The organism is Aliivibrio sifiae (assembly GCF_002954715.1).
GTDB classification, from domain to species: domain Bacteria; phylum Pseudomonadota; class Gammaproteobacteria; order Enterobacterales; family Vibrionaceae; genus Aliivibrio; species Aliivibrio sifiae.
On sequence record NZ_MSCP01000002.1, the window covers coordinates 265,041 to 282,837 of the forward strand.

At 38.8% G+C, this 17,797-nt stretch carries 16 protein-coding genes; 9 read left to right on the plus strand and 7 right to left on the minus strand.

Features of this window, described 5'->3' with window-relative positions; genetic code table 11:
- The first annotated feature begins 54 nt into the window (after window positions 1-54).
- The gene (locus tag BTO23_RS12490; protein WP_105063675.1) at window positions 55-951 is read left to right on the plus strand and encodes a LysR family transcriptional regulator; all 897 of its coding nucleotides are present in this window, start codon (window positions 55-57) and stop codon (window positions 949-951) included.
- Between the two features lie 144 nt (window positions 952-1,095).
- On the opposite strand, the gene BTO23_RS12495 is transcribed toward BTO23_RS12490, so the two are convergent.
- On the minus strand, window positions 1,096-2,016 hold the full coding sequence (locus tag BTO23_RS12495) for a permease (protein WP_105063676.1): 921 nt from the start codon (window positions 2,014-2,016) through the stop codon (window positions 1,096-1,098).
- Window positions 2,017-2,122: 106 nt separating this feature from the next.
- Between BTO23_RS12495 and BTO23_RS12500 the strand changes: the two genes are divergently transcribed.
- Complete coding sequence (locus tag BTO23_RS12500) at window positions 2,123-2,428, plus strand: ArsR/SmtB family transcription factor (protein ID WP_105063677.1); 306 nt, start codon at window positions 2,123-2,125, stop codon at window positions 2,426-2,428.
- 4 nt (window positions 2,429-2,432) lie between these two features.
- On the plus strand, window positions 2,433-2,906 hold the full coding sequence (locus BTO23_RS12505; protein ID WP_105063678.1) for a methylated-DNA--[protein]-cysteine S-methyltransferase: 474 nt from the start codon (window positions 2,433-2,435) through the stop codon (window positions 2,904-2,906).
- Between the two features lie 14 nt (window positions 2,907-2,920).
- Here the strand turns inward: BTO23_RS12505 and BTO23_RS12510 are convergent, their stop codons facing one another.
- Window positions 2,921-3,940, minus strand: a complete 1,020-nt coding sequence (locus tag BTO23_RS12510) for a LacI family DNA-binding transcriptional regulator (RefSeq protein WP_105063679.1) — start codon at window positions 3,938-3,940, stop codon at window positions 2,921-2,923.
- Between the two features lie 198 nt (window positions 3,941-4,138).
- Here BTO23_RS12510 and BTO23_RS12515 point away from each other — a divergent pair, with 198 nt between their 5' ends.
- The 4 genes from BTO23_RS12515 (at window position 4,139) to BTO23_RS12530 (ending at window position 9,091) form a co-directional block, all read left to right on the plus strand.
- Window positions 4,139-5,599, plus strand: a complete 1,461-nt coding sequence (locus BTO23_RS12515) for a glycoside hydrolase family 32 protein (protein WP_105063680.1) — start codon at window positions 4,139-4,141, stop codon at window positions 5,597-5,599.
- Between the two features lie 10 nt (window positions 5,600-5,609).
- Entirely contained in the window at window positions 5,610-6,983 is a 1,374-nt protein-coding gene (locus BTO23_RS12520) for a PTS transporter subunit EIIC (RefSeq protein WP_105063681.1), read from the plus strand.
- Between the two features lie 84 nt (window positions 6,984-7,067).
- Window positions 7,068-7,994: an aminoimidazole riboside kinase gene (locus tag BTO23_RS12525; protein ID WP_105064262.1), complete on the plus strand. Its 927-nt coding sequence runs from the start codon at window positions 7,068-7,070 to the stop codon at window positions 7,992-7,994.
- 50 nt (window positions 7,995-8,044) lie between these two features.
- On the plus strand, window positions 8,045-9,091 hold the full coding sequence (locus BTO23_RS12530; protein WP_105063682.1) for an ion channel: 1,047 nt from the start codon (window positions 8,045-8,047) through the stop codon (window positions 9,089-9,091).
- Here the strand turns inward: BTO23_RS12530 and BTO23_RS12535 are convergent, their stop codons facing one another.
- The 3 genes from BTO23_RS12535 to BTO23_RS12545 form a co-directional block, all read right to left on the minus strand.
- Window positions 9,092-10,429, minus strand: coding sequence for a heavy metal sensor histidine kinase (locus BTO23_RS12535; protein WP_105063683.1), 1,338 nt, complete (start codon window positions 10,427-10,429; stop codon window positions 9,092-9,094).
- A 3-nt stretch (window positions 10,430-10,432) separates the two neighbouring features.
- Entirely contained in the window at window positions 10,433-11,116 is a 684-nt protein-coding gene (locus BTO23_RS12540; protein WP_105063684.1) for a heavy metal response regulator transcription factor, read from the minus strand.
- 110 nt (window positions 11,117-11,226) lie between these two features.
- Complete coding sequence (locus BTO23_RS12545) at window positions 11,227-11,586, minus strand: DUF3316 domain-containing protein (RefSeq protein ID WP_105063685.1); 360 nt, start codon at window positions 11,584-11,586, stop codon at window positions 11,227-11,229.
- 236 nt (window positions 11,587-11,822) lie between these two features.
- Here BTO23_RS12545 and BTO23_RS12550 point away from each other — a divergent pair, with 236 nt between their 5' ends.
- Both BTO23_RS12550 and BTO23_RS12555 read left to right on the plus strand, forming a co-directional pair.
- Complete coding sequence (locus tag BTO23_RS12550; RefSeq protein WP_060992075.1) at window positions 11,823-12,488, plus strand: response regulator transcription factor; 666 nt, start codon at window positions 11,823-11,825, stop codon at window positions 12,486-12,488.
- 6 nt (window positions 12,489-12,494) lie between these two features.
- Window positions 12,495-13,898, plus strand: coding sequence for a sensor histidine kinase (locus BTO23_RS12555; protein WP_105064263.1), 1,404 nt, complete (start codon window positions 12,495-12,497; stop codon window positions 13,896-13,898).
- A 114-nt stretch (window positions 13,899-14,012) separates the two neighbouring features.
- Here BTO23_RS12555 and BTO23_RS12560 read toward each other — a convergent pair whose 3' ends face one another.
- Both BTO23_RS12560 and BTO23_RS12565 read right to left on the minus strand, forming a co-directional pair.
- Entirely contained in the window at window positions 14,013-16,466 is a 2,454-nt protein-coding gene (locus tag BTO23_RS12560) for a molybdopterin guanine dinucleotide-containing S/N-oxide reductase (protein WP_105063686.1), read from the minus strand.
- A gap of 10 nt (window positions 16,467-16,476) precedes the next feature.
- Complete coding sequence (locus tag BTO23_RS12565) at window positions 16,477-17,568, minus strand: NapC/NirT family cytochrome c (protein WP_061012067.1); 1,092 nt, start codon at window positions 17,566-17,568, stop codon at window positions 16,477-16,479.
- Window positions 17,569-17,797 lie beyond the last annotated feature (229 nt).

Below are 17,797 nucleotides of genomic sequence, written 5' to 3' on the forward strand. Positions count from 1 at the left end.
ATAGTTCGTATTCATGTTATTTTTGATTTATTACTCCAGTGAATGAGAAATAATATGAATTTTAGTATTGAACAGCTTTTAGCCTTTGTTACGGTGTATGAGCAGCTGTCATTTAGTAAAGCTGCCGTCAAACTCAATAAACATCGAACGACTATGGGCCAGGTCATCACTAATCTGGAGGACCAATTGGCTCTTACTCTTTTTGAACGAGTTGGTCGTTCGGTAGAACCGACAGAAGATGCATATATTCTCTACCGATATGCAAAGCAAATTATCGAGCAAGCAAGAGTGTTTGATAAAATGGCACTGAGTCTCTCCTCTGGTGGTTTAGAGCGTATTGTTATTGCTTACCCAAGCTTTGTTCCTCACCAAGCTCTTTATCTTATTCGTCAGCAGTTAGTACAAGATTTCCCAACGATGTCTGTGGAATTTATTGTTCGTGATCGTGCGACGATTAAAAAAGGTATTTTCGACGGTTCTATTCATTTTGGATTGGCTAATATTCACGAAAGTAGTGCTATACATAGTATGGATTCAACTTTTTTGGGGCATGTTGAGTTTCTCCCTTATGTTCAAACTGGTGGTAAATTAGCAAAAATGGATAAGAATGCTATTTATGATGCCTTGCAAATAGAGCGTCAGCTAATATTAAAATCATTGGTTGATGAAGGGCTAGGTGACAAGTTTTTATTTTCTGCCAGTAATGAACAAATTGATCAGCTTGCTTTACTGATAAAAATGATTAAAGAAGGGATCGGCTGGGCGTGGTTACCTAAGGTTTTACCTGATTCTCAATCTTCTATTGAAGGAATATCGCCACTCAATCTGGATGCCATGATTAATGGGATTAAATTGCCAATATCGCTGTGGTGCCCTCATGCAAAAAACATCAAGGATATTAAAGTATCTATTATTAAAGCCATTAAAGCACATATTCAAGATTATAAATAAAAAATTGCTGTAAGAGTAGAGTGATAAAATAACGATTTATAATTGATTCATTGTTATTACGCAGCCAAAAAATAAATAGTCTCTTACTTTAATTGTGGTAAGAATTTATATTATTAGATGGCTGCGTCTGATTAGTTTTTTAGTTTAAAAGATAAATTGGTATAAGTAACCAGCACCTACTGCCATACCTAGAATTACCACTAAGAACGCCGCAATCATTTGGTTTTTGAAGATAGATTTAAGTAAAATTACTTCAGTCAAACTTGCGCCGGCACTACCAATGATTAACGCCATGACTGCACCAAGACTCATTCCTTTTGCTGCTAATGCCGCACTTAGTGGAATTACCGCTTCAGCTCGAATATACAGTGGAATACCAATCACGGCTGCGACTGGAATGGCAAATGGGTTATCTTCACTTGCAATTCTTGCGACAAACTCAGTAGGCATGAAACCATAAATCATTGAACCAAGAGCGATACCACCAATTAAGTAAGGTAATACTTTTTTGAAGTCAGCCCATGTGCTTTTCCAAATTTTCATCCACTTACTTTGTGGCGCTTTTTTCGCTCCGCCACAGGTTGACCCACAACCTTTTGATTCTGGTTCTATATATGCTGTTTCTTTCACGTATTTTTCAAAGCCCAGTTTTTCTAAGGTGTAACCAGCAATAATTGATACACCCATTGCAATTGCAAAGTAGAACACAGTTACTTTAAGACCAAAGGTGACAGCGAATAGTCCAATAATTATTGGGTTTAATAGTGGACTTGCAAATAAGAACACCATCATGGTACCGAAACCGGCTTTAGCTCGCAGTAGACCTTTCAAAAAAGGAATGGTTGAGCATGAGCAAAACGGCGTAATAGCACCAAGTAAACCGGCAACAATATAGCCTCGGCCATTTTTTCCACTCAGAATGCTTTGGATCTTCGCTGGTGGAATGTATTCCTGTAAGACGCCAACAAGGTAGCTAATTAATAGGAACAATACGGTTAATTCAGCCGCTAAGAAAGCGAACATATTTAAGGTGTCCATCACCATGTCTTGTGTAATTGTAAACATAATTCAAATCTCTATATTTCTGGAATAATCGAAATATACTCGTAAGAATTAGCATGATCAAGTTATTTCTAGTATTATCGAAATATAAATTTAAGAGGGAATAAGCATGGACATTGAAATTGTTGCTAAAGCACTGAAAGAACTAGGGCATCCCACTCGTTTAGCTATTTATAAAAGCGTAGTAAGAGCGGGTTATCAAGGCATCGCTGTTGGTGGGCTTCAAGAAAAATTGGATATTCCGGGTTCTACATTGTCTCATCATGTGTCAGGTTTGGCTTCTGCTGGGTTAATTTCTCAACGCCGTGAAGGACGCACTCTGTTTTGTGTGGCTGAATATGAGAAACTGGCGTCAGTGATTGGCTTTTTGCAAGACGAATGTTGTTTTGATGAAACGTGTGGTAACGAGGATTAATGAAATGAATGTTTATACTCAATTTGAAAGTCCAATAGGGACGATTACGGTTAATGGCAATGACGATGGCTTGTTGGGCGTTTGGTATGAGAGTCATGCTAGGGATCTGAATGATTTTGGAGCACAGGCAGATGATCACCCTATATTGAAATTAACCGTCACTCAGTTACGAGAATATTTTAATGGTGAACGTTGTGAGTTTTCTATCCCATTAGCGGCGAATGGCACTGAGTTTCAAAATAAAGTATGGCAAGCACTAACTACCATACCTTATGGTGAAACCTGGTGTTATAAAGATCTTGCTATTGCGGTAGGGAACCCAAAAGCCTCTCAAGCAGTTGGCGGCGCTAATGGTAAAAATCCAATTTCAATTATTGTTCCATGCCATCGTGTGATTGGTAAAAATGGTAGCTTAACTGGCTATGCTGGTGGAGTTGATATTAAGCAAGCATTATTGGAGTTAGAGGCGAAATCGTAAATAAAATAGATCACTTACTCTGTCTCTTCTTTGAGGATCTCATTAGGGCGATCTTGTAGCGTTATCATTGGAGAAGATCGCAATACTAATGTGGGCTCTAATAAGTGCTCTAATGATTTCTTGGCCCCATTCTGTTCTATATATTCGCCTTTAAGAGCATCAAGCATTAATTCAAAGCCACGAAGGGCAATTTGATGCATCGGTTGGTGAACACTAGAAAAGCCGAATGATTGTGCAATAAAGGTGTCATCAAAACCAACAACCTCAACGAGCTTACCCATATTAGTATTAGTGAGTAGGCTATATAAATGGCTAGCAGATATATCATCAGAGCAGAAGATAGCTTCTAATGGTGTGACAGAATCCAGTATTTGCTCTTGTACGAAATTTTTTAGAGATTCAGTCGTATAAGGAGTAAGAATATACTCGGCATTCAGCGCTCTATTTTTGCTTAATAAAGTGTTTTTGAAGCCAATAAATCGGTCTGATTGTTGGCTGGTACTGCCAATAAACCCAATGCGTTGATGACCTTGTTTGATAAAGTGTTGAGCTACTAAGTTGCCACCATGCTTATGGTGCGTTCCAATGCTCAAGCAGAGTGGTGAAGTTACCGTTAATAGAATAATAGGAAAGGAAGCGTTCTGAAGAGGACGAATATGTTGATCTCTTAACGAGCGAGGAATAAGAAATACCCCATCCACATTATGATGTTTACACTCCTCTAAAAAAGTCTGCTCAAGCTTTAAATTATTACGACTATTGAACAACAGAATACTGCGCCCGTGCTTATAAGCTTCCTCTTCTAATACATCAATCAATTTAGCGAAAAACGGATTACTCATATTACGTACAATCACACCAAATAGCTTGGTTGCTTTCTTTTTCTTAGGCTCTGGTTTTTGGTAATTAAATTTAGCAATAGCAGCTTCTACTGAGTGTCGTGCGGCGTCAGATACCTTGCCATTGTTATTGATCACTCTTGATACCGTAGCGATAGAAACGCCTGAATATTTTGCAATGTCTCTGATGGTCATTTTCTATCTCTTGAAAGGCGATTTGGTGGTGGCGCTCATCATACGATTATTTGTGTAACAAGTTTTTGTGTTACATCACATAAATTTAGTCAATATGCGTAAATGATAACTTACTTATCTATTGGGTCTTGTTTATAGTTTCTAAAGTGAAGATGAGACTCTATTATCAACTCAACAAGTTAATGATTGGGTATCACCGTGGATTTAGATAAATATAAAACGATTAACGCTGCAACGAAGCAAGACAGTGAAAAGTTTAATGCTATTCGTTGCAATACAGTATATCGACCACAATTACATATTACGCCACCGCATGGATTATTAAATGACCCAAATGGATTTTGTTATTTTAATGGTGAGTATCATTTATTTTATCAGTGGTATCCATTTGGTACTTTTCACGGAATGAAACATTGGATGCATTTAACATCGAGTGATTTATATTCTTGGAATGAACATGGAAGTAAAATAACTCCAGTAGACAAATACGAGTCACATGGTGCTTATTCTGGAGCGGCTTTTGTTGAGGATGGTTCTGCGTATTTATTCTATACAGGTAATGTAAAAAATGGCGAAGAGCGTGATGCAAATCAGTGCGTCGCTATTTTAGGTAAAGATAATCAAGTGACAAAATCAGAACATAACCCAATTATAAAATCGTTCCCTAAAGGATATACAGGTCATGTAAGAGATCCCAAAATCATTAAAGACGGTGATGTTTATTACATGCTGCTTGGCGCTCAAAGAGAGGCCGATCTAAAAGGTTCTATTATTGTTTATAGCTCTGATAATTTGCTTGAGTGGGCATTGAAAGGGAAGTTATCCATTGATATTGGTGCTGATTTTAATGACGCCTATATGTTTGAATGCCCTGATTTACTAGAGGTCGATGGTCAAGATGTACTTATCTTTTCTCCACAAGGGATTTCACCAAAGCAAGAGCGATTCCAGAACCGTTATAACGTGGTGTATTGCATTGGTCGGATTGATTGGGCATCACTAACGTTTACTGTAACTCATTGGGATGAACTTGATCGAGGGTTTGATTTTTACGCTCCACAAACCATGAACAACAACCCAAATGAGCCAACATTAATCGCATGGGCGGGAACGGATGGTGATTTACCATCAGAGCAATACGGTTGGGTTAATTGCTTAACCGCACCAAGAAAACTGTCGATTAAAGAGAATAAGCTATACCAAGAATTAAAACCGATTAATGAGACTAAACTGAATTCGGTATTAGTAAATTTAAATATAAAGACTGAGAGAATAATTAAATTAGAGTCATTGTCCTTTTTATTAGATATTGATTTTAGCCAAGCTGAAAATATAGCAGTGGTTATTTTTGACGACTTTAATAATGAGTTTTTATTTACGGTTGATAATGAAAGTAAACAACTAACACTAGACAGATCAAATTATGATCATAATGAAAAAGAGTATGAATTTGGATCAATTCGTTCTTGTTCATTAACTGAAAAAAGTAAAAATCTGACATTATTTTGTGATCAAAGCATTGTCGAAATATTTTCAGACCAAGGACGTAATGTATTTACGTCACTGTTTTTCCCATCAAAAGGAAACCAATACTTAAAAATAACTTTTGATGAGCCTGCTGAAATAAAAGCAACCCTACAATATGTGAATGGAATTTAGGTATAACACTATGAATTATGACGCTATTACCAATGAGATACTCGATAGTATCGGTGGAATCGACAACATAAAAAACGCAGAGCATTGTGCAACACGCTTACGTTTAATCTTAAAAGACAATGATAAAGTTAATGTTGATGAAGCCAAAGCGATTGAACAGATCAGCGGTTATTTTTATCAATCAGGCCAGCACCAGTTTATTATTGGCACAGGTAAAGTTACTCACGTTTACAATGTACTGAAGCAGAGACTGGGTGGTACAGCTGAAGGTGGTGATTTTAAGCAAGACGCTTTCTCGGACATGACTGCAAGCCAAAAAGTGGTTCGTACTTTAGCTGATATTTTGGTTCCATTAATCCCAGCGCTAGTGACAACAGGCTTGCTAATGGGATTACGTGGCATGCTTCTGCATTCAGGTGTGGAATTTTCACCTGAGCTATTGGCACTGTTTAGCATGTTAACTGACACTGCTTTTGCCTTCTTACCAGTATTGATTGCTTTTTCTGCCTCGAAAAAATTTGGTGGTAACCCAGTTATTGCGATAGTGGTTGGCTTGATGATGGTTGCACCGCAACTGCCTAACGCGTGGGCAGTTGCGAGTGGTGGTGCAGAACCGATGATGGTCACTTTATTTGGACTCTCTTTCCCATTAGTCGGTTATCAGGGCACGGTGTTACCTGCTATTTTTGCTGGTTGGTTTACCTCTTACCTTGAACGTAATCTGAGAAAGTTTGTTCCAACGAGTATGGACTTAATTATTACGCCATTTATGACCATCACCATCGCTATTGTGGTTATCTTGTTTGGCTTTGGTCCTTTACTACAAAGTATTGAGCATGGTTGTACATCATTGGTACGTTTGGCGCTTGATCTTCCATTAGGTATTGGTTACATCTTATATGGTGCTTTCCAACAAATGATTGTAATCACCGGCCTACATCACGCGTTGGGTGTGATTGAAATTGGTTTATTAAATGACACAGGACTGAACCCGTTACAACCATTAGGTACAGCGTCTATGGCTGGTCAATTTGGTGCAGCAATTGCGGTAGCGACACTGTTGAAGAACAAACAGAAAAAGAGCAATGCGTACGGTGCATCAATGTCGACACTGTTTGGTATTACAGAGCCACTATTGTTTGGTGTAAACCTTCAATATGGCAAAGTCTTTATCTTCGGGATGGTTGGTGGTGCAGTCGGTGGTTTGGTTACTTATGTATTAAATATCAGTGCAACAGGTATGGGCATTACCTTTATTCCAGGTATCTTATTGTACTCACACTCACTAACTGCGGTATTAGGATACTTAACGGTAATTGTGAGTGCATTTGTTACTGCCTTCATGTTAACTAGAATTTATAACCCGATTAGAAGAATAAAATAGTAGATTATAAATCCCCTTATAATCCTGTTATTACTTGCCTCGATGGTTTGCCGTTGGGGCCTTTTTGTACGAGTGAAGATGAATATGAATAAAGTTTGGTTAACGGGTGATGCCGTGGTGGATCTTATCCCAGAAACAGCAAATACCTATTTGAAATGCCCTGGTGGTGCTCCAGCGAATGTGGCGGTGGGTGTTGCTCGTTTAGGTGGTGATTGTGCTTTCTTTGGCCGTGTTGGAGAAGATCCATTAGGCCGATTTATGCGTGAAACACTAAGCTCTGAAGGGGTAGATGTCACTCATCTTCAGCTTGATAAAGCGCAACGAACCTCTACCGTGTTGGTTGATCTAGATGACACAGGTGAGAGAACCTTTACTTTTATGGTAAAACCGAGTGCTGATCAGTTTGTTGAAAAATCGGACGTGCCTTCTTTCTTGGCGGGTGAGTGGTTGCATACTTGTTCAATTTCATTAGCTAATGAGCCAAGCCGAAGCTCTACATTACACGCTCTGGCAGCTATTAAATCTGTGGGTGGTTTTGTTAGTTTTGACCCTAATCTACGTGATGAAGTTTGGAAAGATCCATCAGAGATTAAAGATGTCGTGATGAAAGCGGTCGCATTAGCAGATGTGGTTAAATTCTCTGAAGAAGAGTTATTGTTTTTAACTGATACAACGGATTTACAGCAAGGTTTAGCGTTTATAGAATCACTGAATATCCCATTAGTAGCGATCACTTTAGGAGCTAAAGGCGCATTAGTTGTATTTGATGGTAAGCAACAAGTTATCTCAGGCATCTCTGTTGATGTTGTAGATACAACCGGTGCCGGTGATGCGTTTGTATGTGGTCTTTTAGCACAGCTTTCTTTGCATACTGAATGGAAAGAGCAAGCGGTGATCGAAAAAGCGGTGATGTGGGGGAATATTTGCGGCGCTTTGGCGACAACCCAAAAAGGGGCGATGACCGCACTTCCGACCCAACAAGCATTATTAAAGTTAGAAGGTATACGTTAATTTTGTAGTACGCTACACTGATCGGAATTATGGACGATGAAGGAACAACAATGCACGCAATATTAAAAGTCATTGCTAACTTAATTAATAAGCACTTTATGGCGATTAATATGTATACGCTGATGTTTCTTCTTATCAGTTACGTCGCGTTAAGTTGGTTAGGATTAACTGTTGCCAATGAACCTCACCTAACAGATAACCTAGCTAGCTTTTTTTACTATATCGTTACCACCAGTAGTACCGTAGGGTATGGTGATTTAAGCCCAACAACCGATCATGGTCGACTCTTTTCAGCCTTGTTTATTATTCCATGTGGTGTGGGATTATTTGCATTGTCTGTAGGTAGAATGGCGGTGTTTTTTACTGATTTTTGGCGAACAAACCGAAGAGGGAAACAAAATTTGAACTTAGAGAATCACATTATTGTTATTGGTATTAACAGTGCCAGAACCCCTCATTTGATTGAAATGCTAAAGCGCGAAGAGCAAGGTCGTCGTGAAGTGGTGGTGGTTTCTTGTGAATATGAAGAGTCTCCATTTGATTCTGATGTGCACTTTGTTCGTGTTAATTCATTTACTGATGCAATTGAAATGGAGCGTTCTAATTTATCAAAAGCCAGTGCGGTGATTGTGGATACAGATTTGGATGATGCCACCTTAACTATCAGTTTGTTTGTCGCAGAGCAAAACAGCGATGCTCACTTAGTGGCTCACTTTGAAGACCCGATTAAGCGTGATTTATTACATAAGTATTGCCCAAACTCTGAGTGTATTTCATCATTATCGACAGAGCTGGTTGCGAAATCGGTAATGGATAAAGGCTCAAGCTTTATTCACTCAGAATTAGTTAGTGCTCACGAAGGCCAAACACAATACTCCATTGAAATCCCAAAAGGGGTTGAATCGTTCACTATAGAATCCGTTTATTCACCATTCAAAGCCCAATATGAAGCCATTATTATTGCAATTCAGAGTAAGAATACCGGTTGTAAAATTAATCCAAGTTTAGATACGGTGTTATCGGTTGGTGATGTGATTTATTACATTGCTGATGAACGAATTATTGATCTTGATTGGGATAGCATTACAGGCAATTAACTATTTGTTGAACGCAACTGTAAATGTGGTATTGCCGTTTAGTGATTGAACGGTAATATTGCCATTGTGAGCGTTCACTATTGCTCTGACTATCGTAAGTCCTAGCCCAGCACCTGAACTGCTTAAATGTTGTCGAGATTTATCTGCTCTATAAAAACGCTCAAAAATAAAAGGTAAATCCTTTTCATCAATAGTATCGCCCATGTTTGATACGGCGATAACCACGTTATTGGATGTTTCTTTGATATCTATTGTTATGTCTGTGTTTTTTTCAGAATGTCTAATCGCATTAGAGAGTAAGTTATTTATGATCCGCTGAATCATCGATTTATCACCAAATAACGTCCCTTGCCCTGAAAGATAGATAGGATTGCCTGATTCTTCTGAAATGATGCTGTAATACTCAACAATAGGGGCAAATAGTTCATTTAGATCTAATTGAATATTATCTTTTAATAATAAATCATTCTCTGATTTTGCCAGATAAAGAGTGTCGTTTATGGTTTTATTAATTCGTTCTAACTCTTCTAGATTTGACAATAATATTTCTTGGTATTCGTGGGGCGTTCTTGGCTGCGCAAGTGTGACGTGTGTTTGAGTGACAATGTTAGCTAAAGGCGTTTTTAGCTCGTGAGCAATGTCGGATGAAAAATCACTTAGTCGTTCAAATCCAAGTTCTAATCGTTCAAGCATTTGATTTTGTATTTTGGCAAATTCAATAAGCTCATTAGGTAGACTGGTATCAGAGAGTCGAATGTTTAACTTATTCGGCTGCACTTGCTTAATGCGATCTTGTAAAGATTGAAGGGGCTTAAATCCCATATTTACAATCATAAAGCTATAAAGAAAAGAAAGTAGGCTAGCAATGCCGACAGACCACATCAAAATGCCATTGAGTCTTTTATTAAACCTAATGTGATGGTCAATATTAATACCAATCAGAAATCCCATGTAATTGTCATTATCTAATGGGTAATACAGAGTTCTAAATGTACCGTCGTTATAGCTCCATTCGTTTATTTTTTTAGACTGTTTAAACGCACTGTCATTAGGAATGATATTGGTATTTTGGCTGAGAGTAGCATCATTCTTTTCAAGCCAAATATATATCCCTCTGCTTTTGAGTGAGGCAAAAATTTCAGAGCTGCTAATTTTTTTATTCTCTAACAATACGAAAATAGAGGTACGATTAGACTCAATTAAACGAAGGTCTTCTTCATAAAAATGAGATTGAACTAGATATTGAATAGCAAAACCTAAACCGATAAAAACAAACACTGAGGTCGTAAAGAACATCAGTGTTAGTTTGGATTTCATTGAAAGATAATGCTTTTTCATTAGTTACAGTTCATCCATTTTATAACCCATTCCACGGATGGTATGAATGAGCGGGGTATCGTAAGGCTTATCGATTTTTGCTCTGAGGCGTTTAACGGCAACATCAATAACGTTTGTATCGCTGTCGAAATTCATATCCCAAATAAGAGAGGCAATGGTTGTTCTTGATAGTACCTCTCCTTGTTTTCGCATGAATAATTCAAGCAGTGAAAACTCTTTTGCCGTTAAAGTTATATTATCGTGATCTCTTGTTGCTGTGTGTTTTAAAAGATCGAGTTTTAAATCACACAACACTAATTCATTCACTTTCTGTGGATGTGAATTGGTTGTTTGGGCTCTAAGGGCATTGTCAATGCGAGCTTTTAATTCTGCGAAAGCAAAGGGCTTGATTAGGTAATCATTTGCACCGAGTTCAAACCCTTTCACTCTGTCGTCTATTTGGTCTTTTGCTGTCAGCATTATAATGGGGGTGCTATTTTCACAATTTCTAAGTGTTTGCAAAATTTGCCACCCATTTAATTTTGGCAGCATGACATCCAAGATAATTAAATCGTATTGATATGTCGTGGCGTTATACAAACCATCAACGCCATCACGGGACAGATCAACAGTGTAACCAGATTCTGTTAATCCCTTTTTTAGATAATCTCCAGCTTTTTTTTCGTCTTCTATTATAAGTAGTTTCATTGTGCCACTTCTTTCAATCTGGAGAATAATTATGGGTATCAATACAATATAGTCGTATATCTCTTATATGATATCTTTATTAATAAATAATAGGGCAAAAAAATCAACCATTAGTTAGAGGTATGTTCTAAATAATGATAGTTCGCGTGTATTAACCCTGTGTATTGTATTTGCCCTTGCATGTTCATGGTTTCTTGAACAGTAATATAACTCTGGTCATCTAAATTTATGTTTTGGGAAGTGACTTTTAATATTTTTTTCAACTCAGCAGGTGAGCTGTTATCAAGGGTGTTTAACTGAGTTAAGGCTTGTTTGTAGGCAGCCTGTTTGGTGGATACATGGTCTGTATAAAGAATAGTGTGGCTTGCTTTACTAATGTAGTTACCACTAGTCACAATCGGATTCGCCATTGCATTTGAGCTTGCAAGAATAATGATGGTTGATAGAGCAAGCGTTTTAAATGATTTCATAATAGATTCCTTAATGAGCTGTTTTGTTTAAGTAGGATCATAATAGCTGAGTGAAAGTGACATAAAGGGGTCTGCTATATGACATTTTTGTCATGTTTGTTTTTTACTTAATCCACTTTGTTTTATGACCAATATCATTGAGAAGGAAGAAACCGCCATCATTTGAAATTCTTTATTGCACTGATGTAATGCTGAGATTAGAATGCGAACGATTTTCATTTAATTGGTAAGTAAACGTGTCCCGTATTTTAGTGGTCGATGACGACATTGAACTGTGTAATTTATTGCAAGAAGTATTACAAGATGAAGGTTACGATGTTGATTGTGTGCATTGTGGCGAAAGTGCTCTAGAGTTTATTCAGAGCCATTCTGTTGATCTTGTTTTATTAGATGTAATGCTTCCTAAGCTTGATGGATATCAGGTGGCACGCCGCATTTGTCAGCGCTTTGCTACGCCTATTCTTATGCTAACGGCATTGGGTGACGAAGCGTCGATGCTTGATGGTTTACAGGCTGGTGCTGATCATTTTATTGCTAAGCCTTTTAATGTACCTGAGTTGTTGGTTCGTATTACGGCTATCTTGCGTCGTGTAGGCTTAGAGCGTCAGCGTCAAAGTTATGTGGGAGCAGCAGAAGATCTTTCTGAGCAATTTTTACGTTTGCCTCTTACTGAAACTGAATCTGAGTTATTGCAATATCTGATTAAGAATATGGATGTGGTTGTTTCTAAATCTGATCTTCAAGTGAATATTCTGAAAAAAGAACTTTGTCCATTTGACCGAAACTTAGATATGCACATCAGTAATATTCGTCGTAAATTATTGCAATCAGGTTTATCAAAGCAGCATATAAAAACAGTGCGTGGTCGAGGATATAGCTTTATTAAAGTGGTTAATGGATAAATGGCGATGATTTCTCGTTGGTTCAGTTCTTGTCCTCCTTTTATACGTAAGCATAAGAACGGATTAGCGTTTCGCTTATTTAGCGCATTTGCGGTGAGTTTGTTTCTTATTATCTCATTGCAGAGTTTAGCTGAGATAGCGTTGATGAAATCGATGTTGCGTATTCCATCGTCAATTCAAGAGGAAATGTTGGATCTTGCTTATCAAGCTAATGTGTTGATTGATGAGGGAGACATGGATGAGTTAGCTGACTGGGCTAATGCTCAAGAATACTATTTGTTTGTATTGGATAAGAACAATCATCCAATTACACACAGAGACATGCATCCTCATTTTGAATTTAAGTTAAAGTATTTACGTCCATTAAATACTCAGCTTGATAATGAAGTTAATCAACCAATCATCGGGATCCCATTAAATAATAGATTAACGATAGTGATGCAAATGCCGTATCAATATCATCCTGCCCGTAATTTCTCTTTATATTTTAGTATCATAAAAATTCTGATATCTGGCGCGATATTAGGGTTGTTTTCATGGGTTATTGCTCGCTATTTACAAAAACCATTAGATAAACTGAGAGAGGTCAGTCATCGTTTATCTGAAGGGGATTTTACGATTAAGGTTGCTGATGAGATTGGTCATTCAGTAAGAGAATTCAGTGAACTTGCCCATGATTTTGATAATATGACGAGTGAAATACATTCTCTTGCTGAGAAACAAAAACGGTTGATACGTGATGTTTCACATGAATTAAGAACACCACTCGCACGACATAATTTGGCATTGCATTTATTAAGAAAGAAAACGGATAACGAACATGCTCATTTGTTGGATCGCTTAGAGAATGAATCAACGGAAATGAATACGTTAGTTGGTGAGATTTTAGAGTTTAGCCAGTTAGAGAATGCACGTTATTCGACAGAATTAGAGCGACTAATGATTGATAGTTATTGTGATGCTCAAATTACGCAATTACGTTCAGATTTAAAAGCAAATCAAACGCTTGACGTTATATTTTCTCATAATAGCCAGATGGTGATGGCTGACCGCCGTTTATTAGTTCGAACGGTTAGTAACTTGATCAGTAACGCAATAAAATATGCGGGAGATAATGCAAAAATACAACTATCAACAACGAATTATGAAGAAAAAGATCAGCAATACGTGGCGATAATTGTTGAGGATGATGGCTTAGGGATCCCTGAACATCAACTGTCAGACATATTTTCCCCTTTTACTCGATTAGAATCCGCCAGAGATAAGCAATCTGGTGGTTATGGGTTAGGTCTTGCGATTGTGAAAGAAGCGATGTCTGTGATGAAAGGCAAAGTGATGGCTGAGAATAGAAAAGAGGGCGGCCTGAGGATCTCTTTGCTGTTTCCTATTTCATTTTCGTGTAATAAATAGAGCACCTAATTAATTACATTGGTATAAGAACTTAGAAATTACGATGAATATAAAAATAAACCCGAGCATATTACGTGCTCGGGTTTGTTATTTATAAGTATGAACTAAATCATATTACCCATTCATTGGTGGCGTAAACGCCGTTAATGTTGGCGCAACACCGGTGTATTTTTCAACTTTTACAACCCCAGAGTTACCACAGTTACCATTACCTAAACGAGAGGTTGGAATGTCCATCGTTAGTACGTTTGGTCCGCCGTTTTTACACATACCTGTTTTAGGGTCTAAATCAGGCCATGCACCTTCGTGGATACATACGCTGCCTTTTTTGATGCCATCAGAAACAAAAGCACCAACCAGAACTTGACCACGTTGGTTGTAAGCGCGAACTAAATCACCATCTTTAATACCGCGAGCTTTTGCATCTTCAGGGTGAATCGTAATTGGTTCACGGTTTTGTACCGCGTATTCCTTACGAAGATCTGCATAGTTAAATTGACTGTGCAAACGGTGTGCTGAGTGCGATGTCATTAACTGCAATTCACCATCTGTGTAGTTGAACATCCACTCAGTTGGTTCCATCCATACTGGGTGCGGAGGACAATCATCCAGTTTGTAACTTTCGATGGTTTTAGAGAAGATCTCAATTTTACCACTTGGCGTGCCTAGTGGATTCATGATCGGATCTTTACGGAAGTCACCAAAACGTACAAACTCTGCGTTTTTCGCATTCCATTTCATTTCGATAAGCTTGTTTGCTTCCCAGAACTTAGAGAAATTCATCATTGGTACACGTGCGTTACGACCGCCTTTTTGTGCTGTTTTATAGAAATCACGAAGCCATTCCATCTCCGTTTTGTTTTCCATATACACATTTCGGCCACCTGGTTTTAGGTGCTCAGCCATATCTGCGAATACGTCTAAATCACTACGAGCTTCGTTTTGTGGCTCAACCACTTGCTTCATAGGAACAAGGTGTTGGTTAGAGTAATCGCCCGTCATCGTCATATCATTACGCTCAAATGAGGTCGTAATTGGTAGAACAATATCTGCGTGTTTAGCTGCAGCAGTCCAGTACGGTTCTGAAATAACGATCAGCTCAGGTTTCTGCCATGCTTTGATCAAACGGTTAGTATCTTGGTGATGCGTAAAGTTAGCACCGCCCGCCCACCAGATCATTTTCAGCTCTGGGAAAGTTAGCGTATGGCCATTGTGTTGATATTCTGTTCCCGGCTTTTCTAAACACTCAACAATGCGAGCAACAGGGAAAGCCGTAACAGAACCTTGAACAGCCCAGTCATTACCGCCTGCAGAGCTGCCACCTAGCGATGGAGACATTGCGGGTAGTACACCTGCGTCACGTGTTGGGTTACCGCCATTTGAGTAATGGTATGAATAACCAAAACCACCGCCAGGTAAGCCAACTTGACCTAACATAGAAGCAAGAACCGTCAGCATCCAGTGACGTTGTTCACCGTGCTGTTGACGTTGCATACCCCAACCAGCCATTAGCATGGTGCGGTTTTCTTTGAAGATCTTAGCCAGAAGTTCGATTTGCTTTGCAGGAATACCACAGATCGCTTCTGCCCATTGTGGGGTTTTCTCGATGCCGTCTTCTTTGCCCATTAAGTACGCTTCAAATTGCTCGAAGCCTACTGTGTATTTAGCTAGGAATTCAGTGTCGTGCTGTTGTGTTTTGATTAACTGGTAAGCAATACCCATCATCATAGCGACATCAGATTGTGGGTTAGGTGCGATCCATTCTGCTTTATCACCAAAGAATTCAGCGGTTTCTGAACGCATTGGGTCAATGATAATAACGGTCTTACCCGATTTTTTCAGTTGGTGGAAAAACTCAAGGCCTTGACCATCGGTTGAAGACCATGCGATTTTTAAGGTGTTAATTGGGTTCAATCCCCATAACACAACCACTTCACTGTTTTCTAAGATCACAGGGTAAGTCGTTTGTTGTTCATATACTTCGATAGAGCCAACAACGTGCGGCATGATAACTTGAGCTGCACCCGTTGAGTAATCACCTAGGTGACCTGCATAACCACCAGACATACTCATGTAACGTTGCAGTAGTGTTTGAGCTTTATGTAACACACCACTTGAACGCCAACCGTAAGAACCAGCAAAGATTGATTCTGGACCGTAGCTTTCACGAATACGCATATGTTGCTCGTGGATTAGCTTGTAAGCATCATCCCATGACACTTGCACAAATTCATCACTGCCACGTAGACCTTGAGGGTTGCTTGGGTTTTCTAAATAGCCTTTACGAACCATTGGGTATTTAACACGAGCTTTAGTGTAAACCTGTGATGGACCCGTTTGTTGCAAGCTGTTTGGTACCGTTTGCGCTAAGCCACTTTTGGTTGAGATAAGCTGTCCATCTTTGACTTCACAAAGTAATGGACCCATACGACCTGCAGTTAGAATTAATGAATCTGTACGACCAAGCGTAGAGGCGTTCACAGATAACGGAGCGATTGACGTGATCGCTAATGCACCAGCAGATGCACCTGCGCCTTTTAAAAAGCCGCGACGAGTAATAGTAGTCATAGTCACTCCCTTATTTATGGTTTGCCACGTCTTTCGCGTGGTTTTGGAAGAATTTAGTTAAGATCTCAAGATTTAGCTCAGAGATATCAGTACGTGCGCCCATGCTTTTTGCAACGGGACCCCAAGAGTTAACCGTGAAGTGATTTGCCGGAATTTTAGCGTGGCATGTTGCACAATACACGTTGTCTAGTTCTTCTGCGTAATCCCATAGTGGTTGATTTGATGCAAGAACTGGTGCTTCGATTGTGCCTGTTAGCTCAGCGGTACGCCACTCATTGCCATAAGCATCTGTGTTCGCTTCGCCTAATGTTAGTGCTTTAATACCCGTATCTGTCAGGCTTGCAATGATTGAACGTTGGCCTTCACCCATATAGATAACAGATTCTGCGCCCTTCATTTGGTAGCCAGAAACAGTCACTGTACGTTTGCCTTCATCATTACTTACGGTAGTTAGTTCAACCGTTGGATTGATTGTTGCTAAGTCAGCCATTTTGATGCTTTCGATAGGGTAAACTTTTTCTGCATCAGCTTTGGTGTTTTTCGCCATGTCAAAAAGGTGGTCAAACGCAGAGGTATCTAATGTTGCTTGTGGTGCAAAGTGAGCGACGCCTTTGTGACAATCAATACAGGTTTGATTGTTTTCTCTTCCGTAAGCATGCATTTTTTGTGCACTTGCTGATTGGTCGTAAGTTTCCATCGCATCAAAGCTGTGGCAAGAACGACAAGTAGCAGAATCATTTGCACGCATTTGCTCCCATACAGTTTCAGCCATCGCTAAACGATGTTCTTCATACTTTTCATCGGTGTCAATTTTGCCAGTAACAAACTCGTGATAGATGTCTTTCGACGCACGAATTTTCGTAATTAGGTAATCAATTGGTTCTTCAGGAATATGACAATCAGCACATTCGGCACGAATGCCTTTTTGGTTACTGAAGTGAACAGAACCTTGGTATTCATGTAATGGTTTTTCCATCGTATGGCATGAAACACAAAATTCAGTGGTTGATGTTGCGTGGAGTACGGCTTGTGTACCGCCCAAGGTTATCCAACCAATGGCAATACCAACGGCAGCGATTAAAGCGATATAGCGTTTGTTCATAATATGATCCTTTAATTAGCCACATTCTGTGTGTGGTCAACTTAGAATTCTACCACTTTAGTAGTGAGTTGCTATTAATAAAATTGTTTTTATTTTAATAAATGTAAGGTTTGGCTTTTAATTGAGAATTCTATTAATAATATTTCATTTTAATACATGTTTTTTTAAGCATTACATTTTTATTTGTTATGTCTTTCTTCTTTTTATTTACAAAACTTTACGAATGCAA

Excerpts from the sequence above, each read along its gene's own strand:
- BTO23_RS12540 (WP_105063684.1), bottom strand. The coding sequence starts at position 11,116 with ATGAAACTACTTATAATAGAAGACGAAAAAAAAGCTGGAGATTATCTA.
- BTO23_RS12520 (WP_105063681.1), top strand. The coding sequence starts at position 5,610 with ATGAATTATGACGCTATTACCAATGAGATACTCGATAGTATCGGTGGA.
- BTO23_RS12535 (WP_105063683.1), bottom strand. The coding sequence starts at position 10,429 with ATGAAAAAGCATTATCTTTCAATGAAATCCAAACTAACACTGATGTTC.
- BTO23_RS12565 (WP_061012067.1), bottom strand. The coding sequence starts at position 17,568 with ATGAACAAACGCTATATCGCTTTAATCGCTGCCGTTGGTATTGCCATT.
- BTO23_RS12490 (WP_105063675.1), top strand. The coding sequence starts at position 55 with ATGAATTTTAGTATTGAACAGCTTTTAGCCTTTGTTACGGTGTATGAG.
- BTO23_RS12555 (WP_105064263.1), top strand. The coding sequence starts at position 12,495 with ATGATTTCTCGTTGGTTCAGTTCTTGTCCTCCTTTTATACGTAAGCAT.
- BTO23_RS12525 (WP_105064262.1), top strand. The coding sequence starts at position 7,068 with ATGAATAAAGTTTGGTTAACGGGTGATGCCGTGGTGGATCTTATCCCA.
- BTO23_RS12545 (WP_105063685.1), bottom strand. The coding sequence starts at position 11,586 with ATGAAATCATTTAAAACGCTTGCTCTATCAACCATCATTATTCTTGCA.
- BTO23_RS12505 (WP_105063678.1), top strand. The coding sequence starts at position 2,433 with ATGAATGTTTATACTCAATTTGAAAGTCCAATAGGGACGATTACGGTT.
- BTO23_RS12500 (WP_105063677.1), top strand. The coding sequence starts at position 2,123 with ATGGACATTGAAATTGTTGCTAAAGCACTGAAAGAACTAGGGCATCCC.
- BTO23_RS12560 (WP_105063686.1), bottom strand. The coding sequence starts at position 16,466 with ATGACTACTATTACTCGTCGCGGCTTTTTAAAAGGCGCAGGTGCATCT.
- BTO23_RS12510 (WP_105063679.1), bottom strand. The coding sequence starts at position 3,940 with ATGACCATCAGAGACATTGCAAAATATTCAGGCGTTTCTATCGCTACG.
- BTO23_RS12530 (WP_105063682.1), top strand. The coding sequence starts at position 8,045 with ATGCACGCAATATTAAAAGTCATTGCTAACTTAATTAATAAGCACTTT.
- BTO23_RS12495 (WP_105063676.1), bottom strand. The coding sequence starts at position 2,016 with ATGTTTACAATTACACAAGACATGGTGATGGACACCTTAAATATGTTC.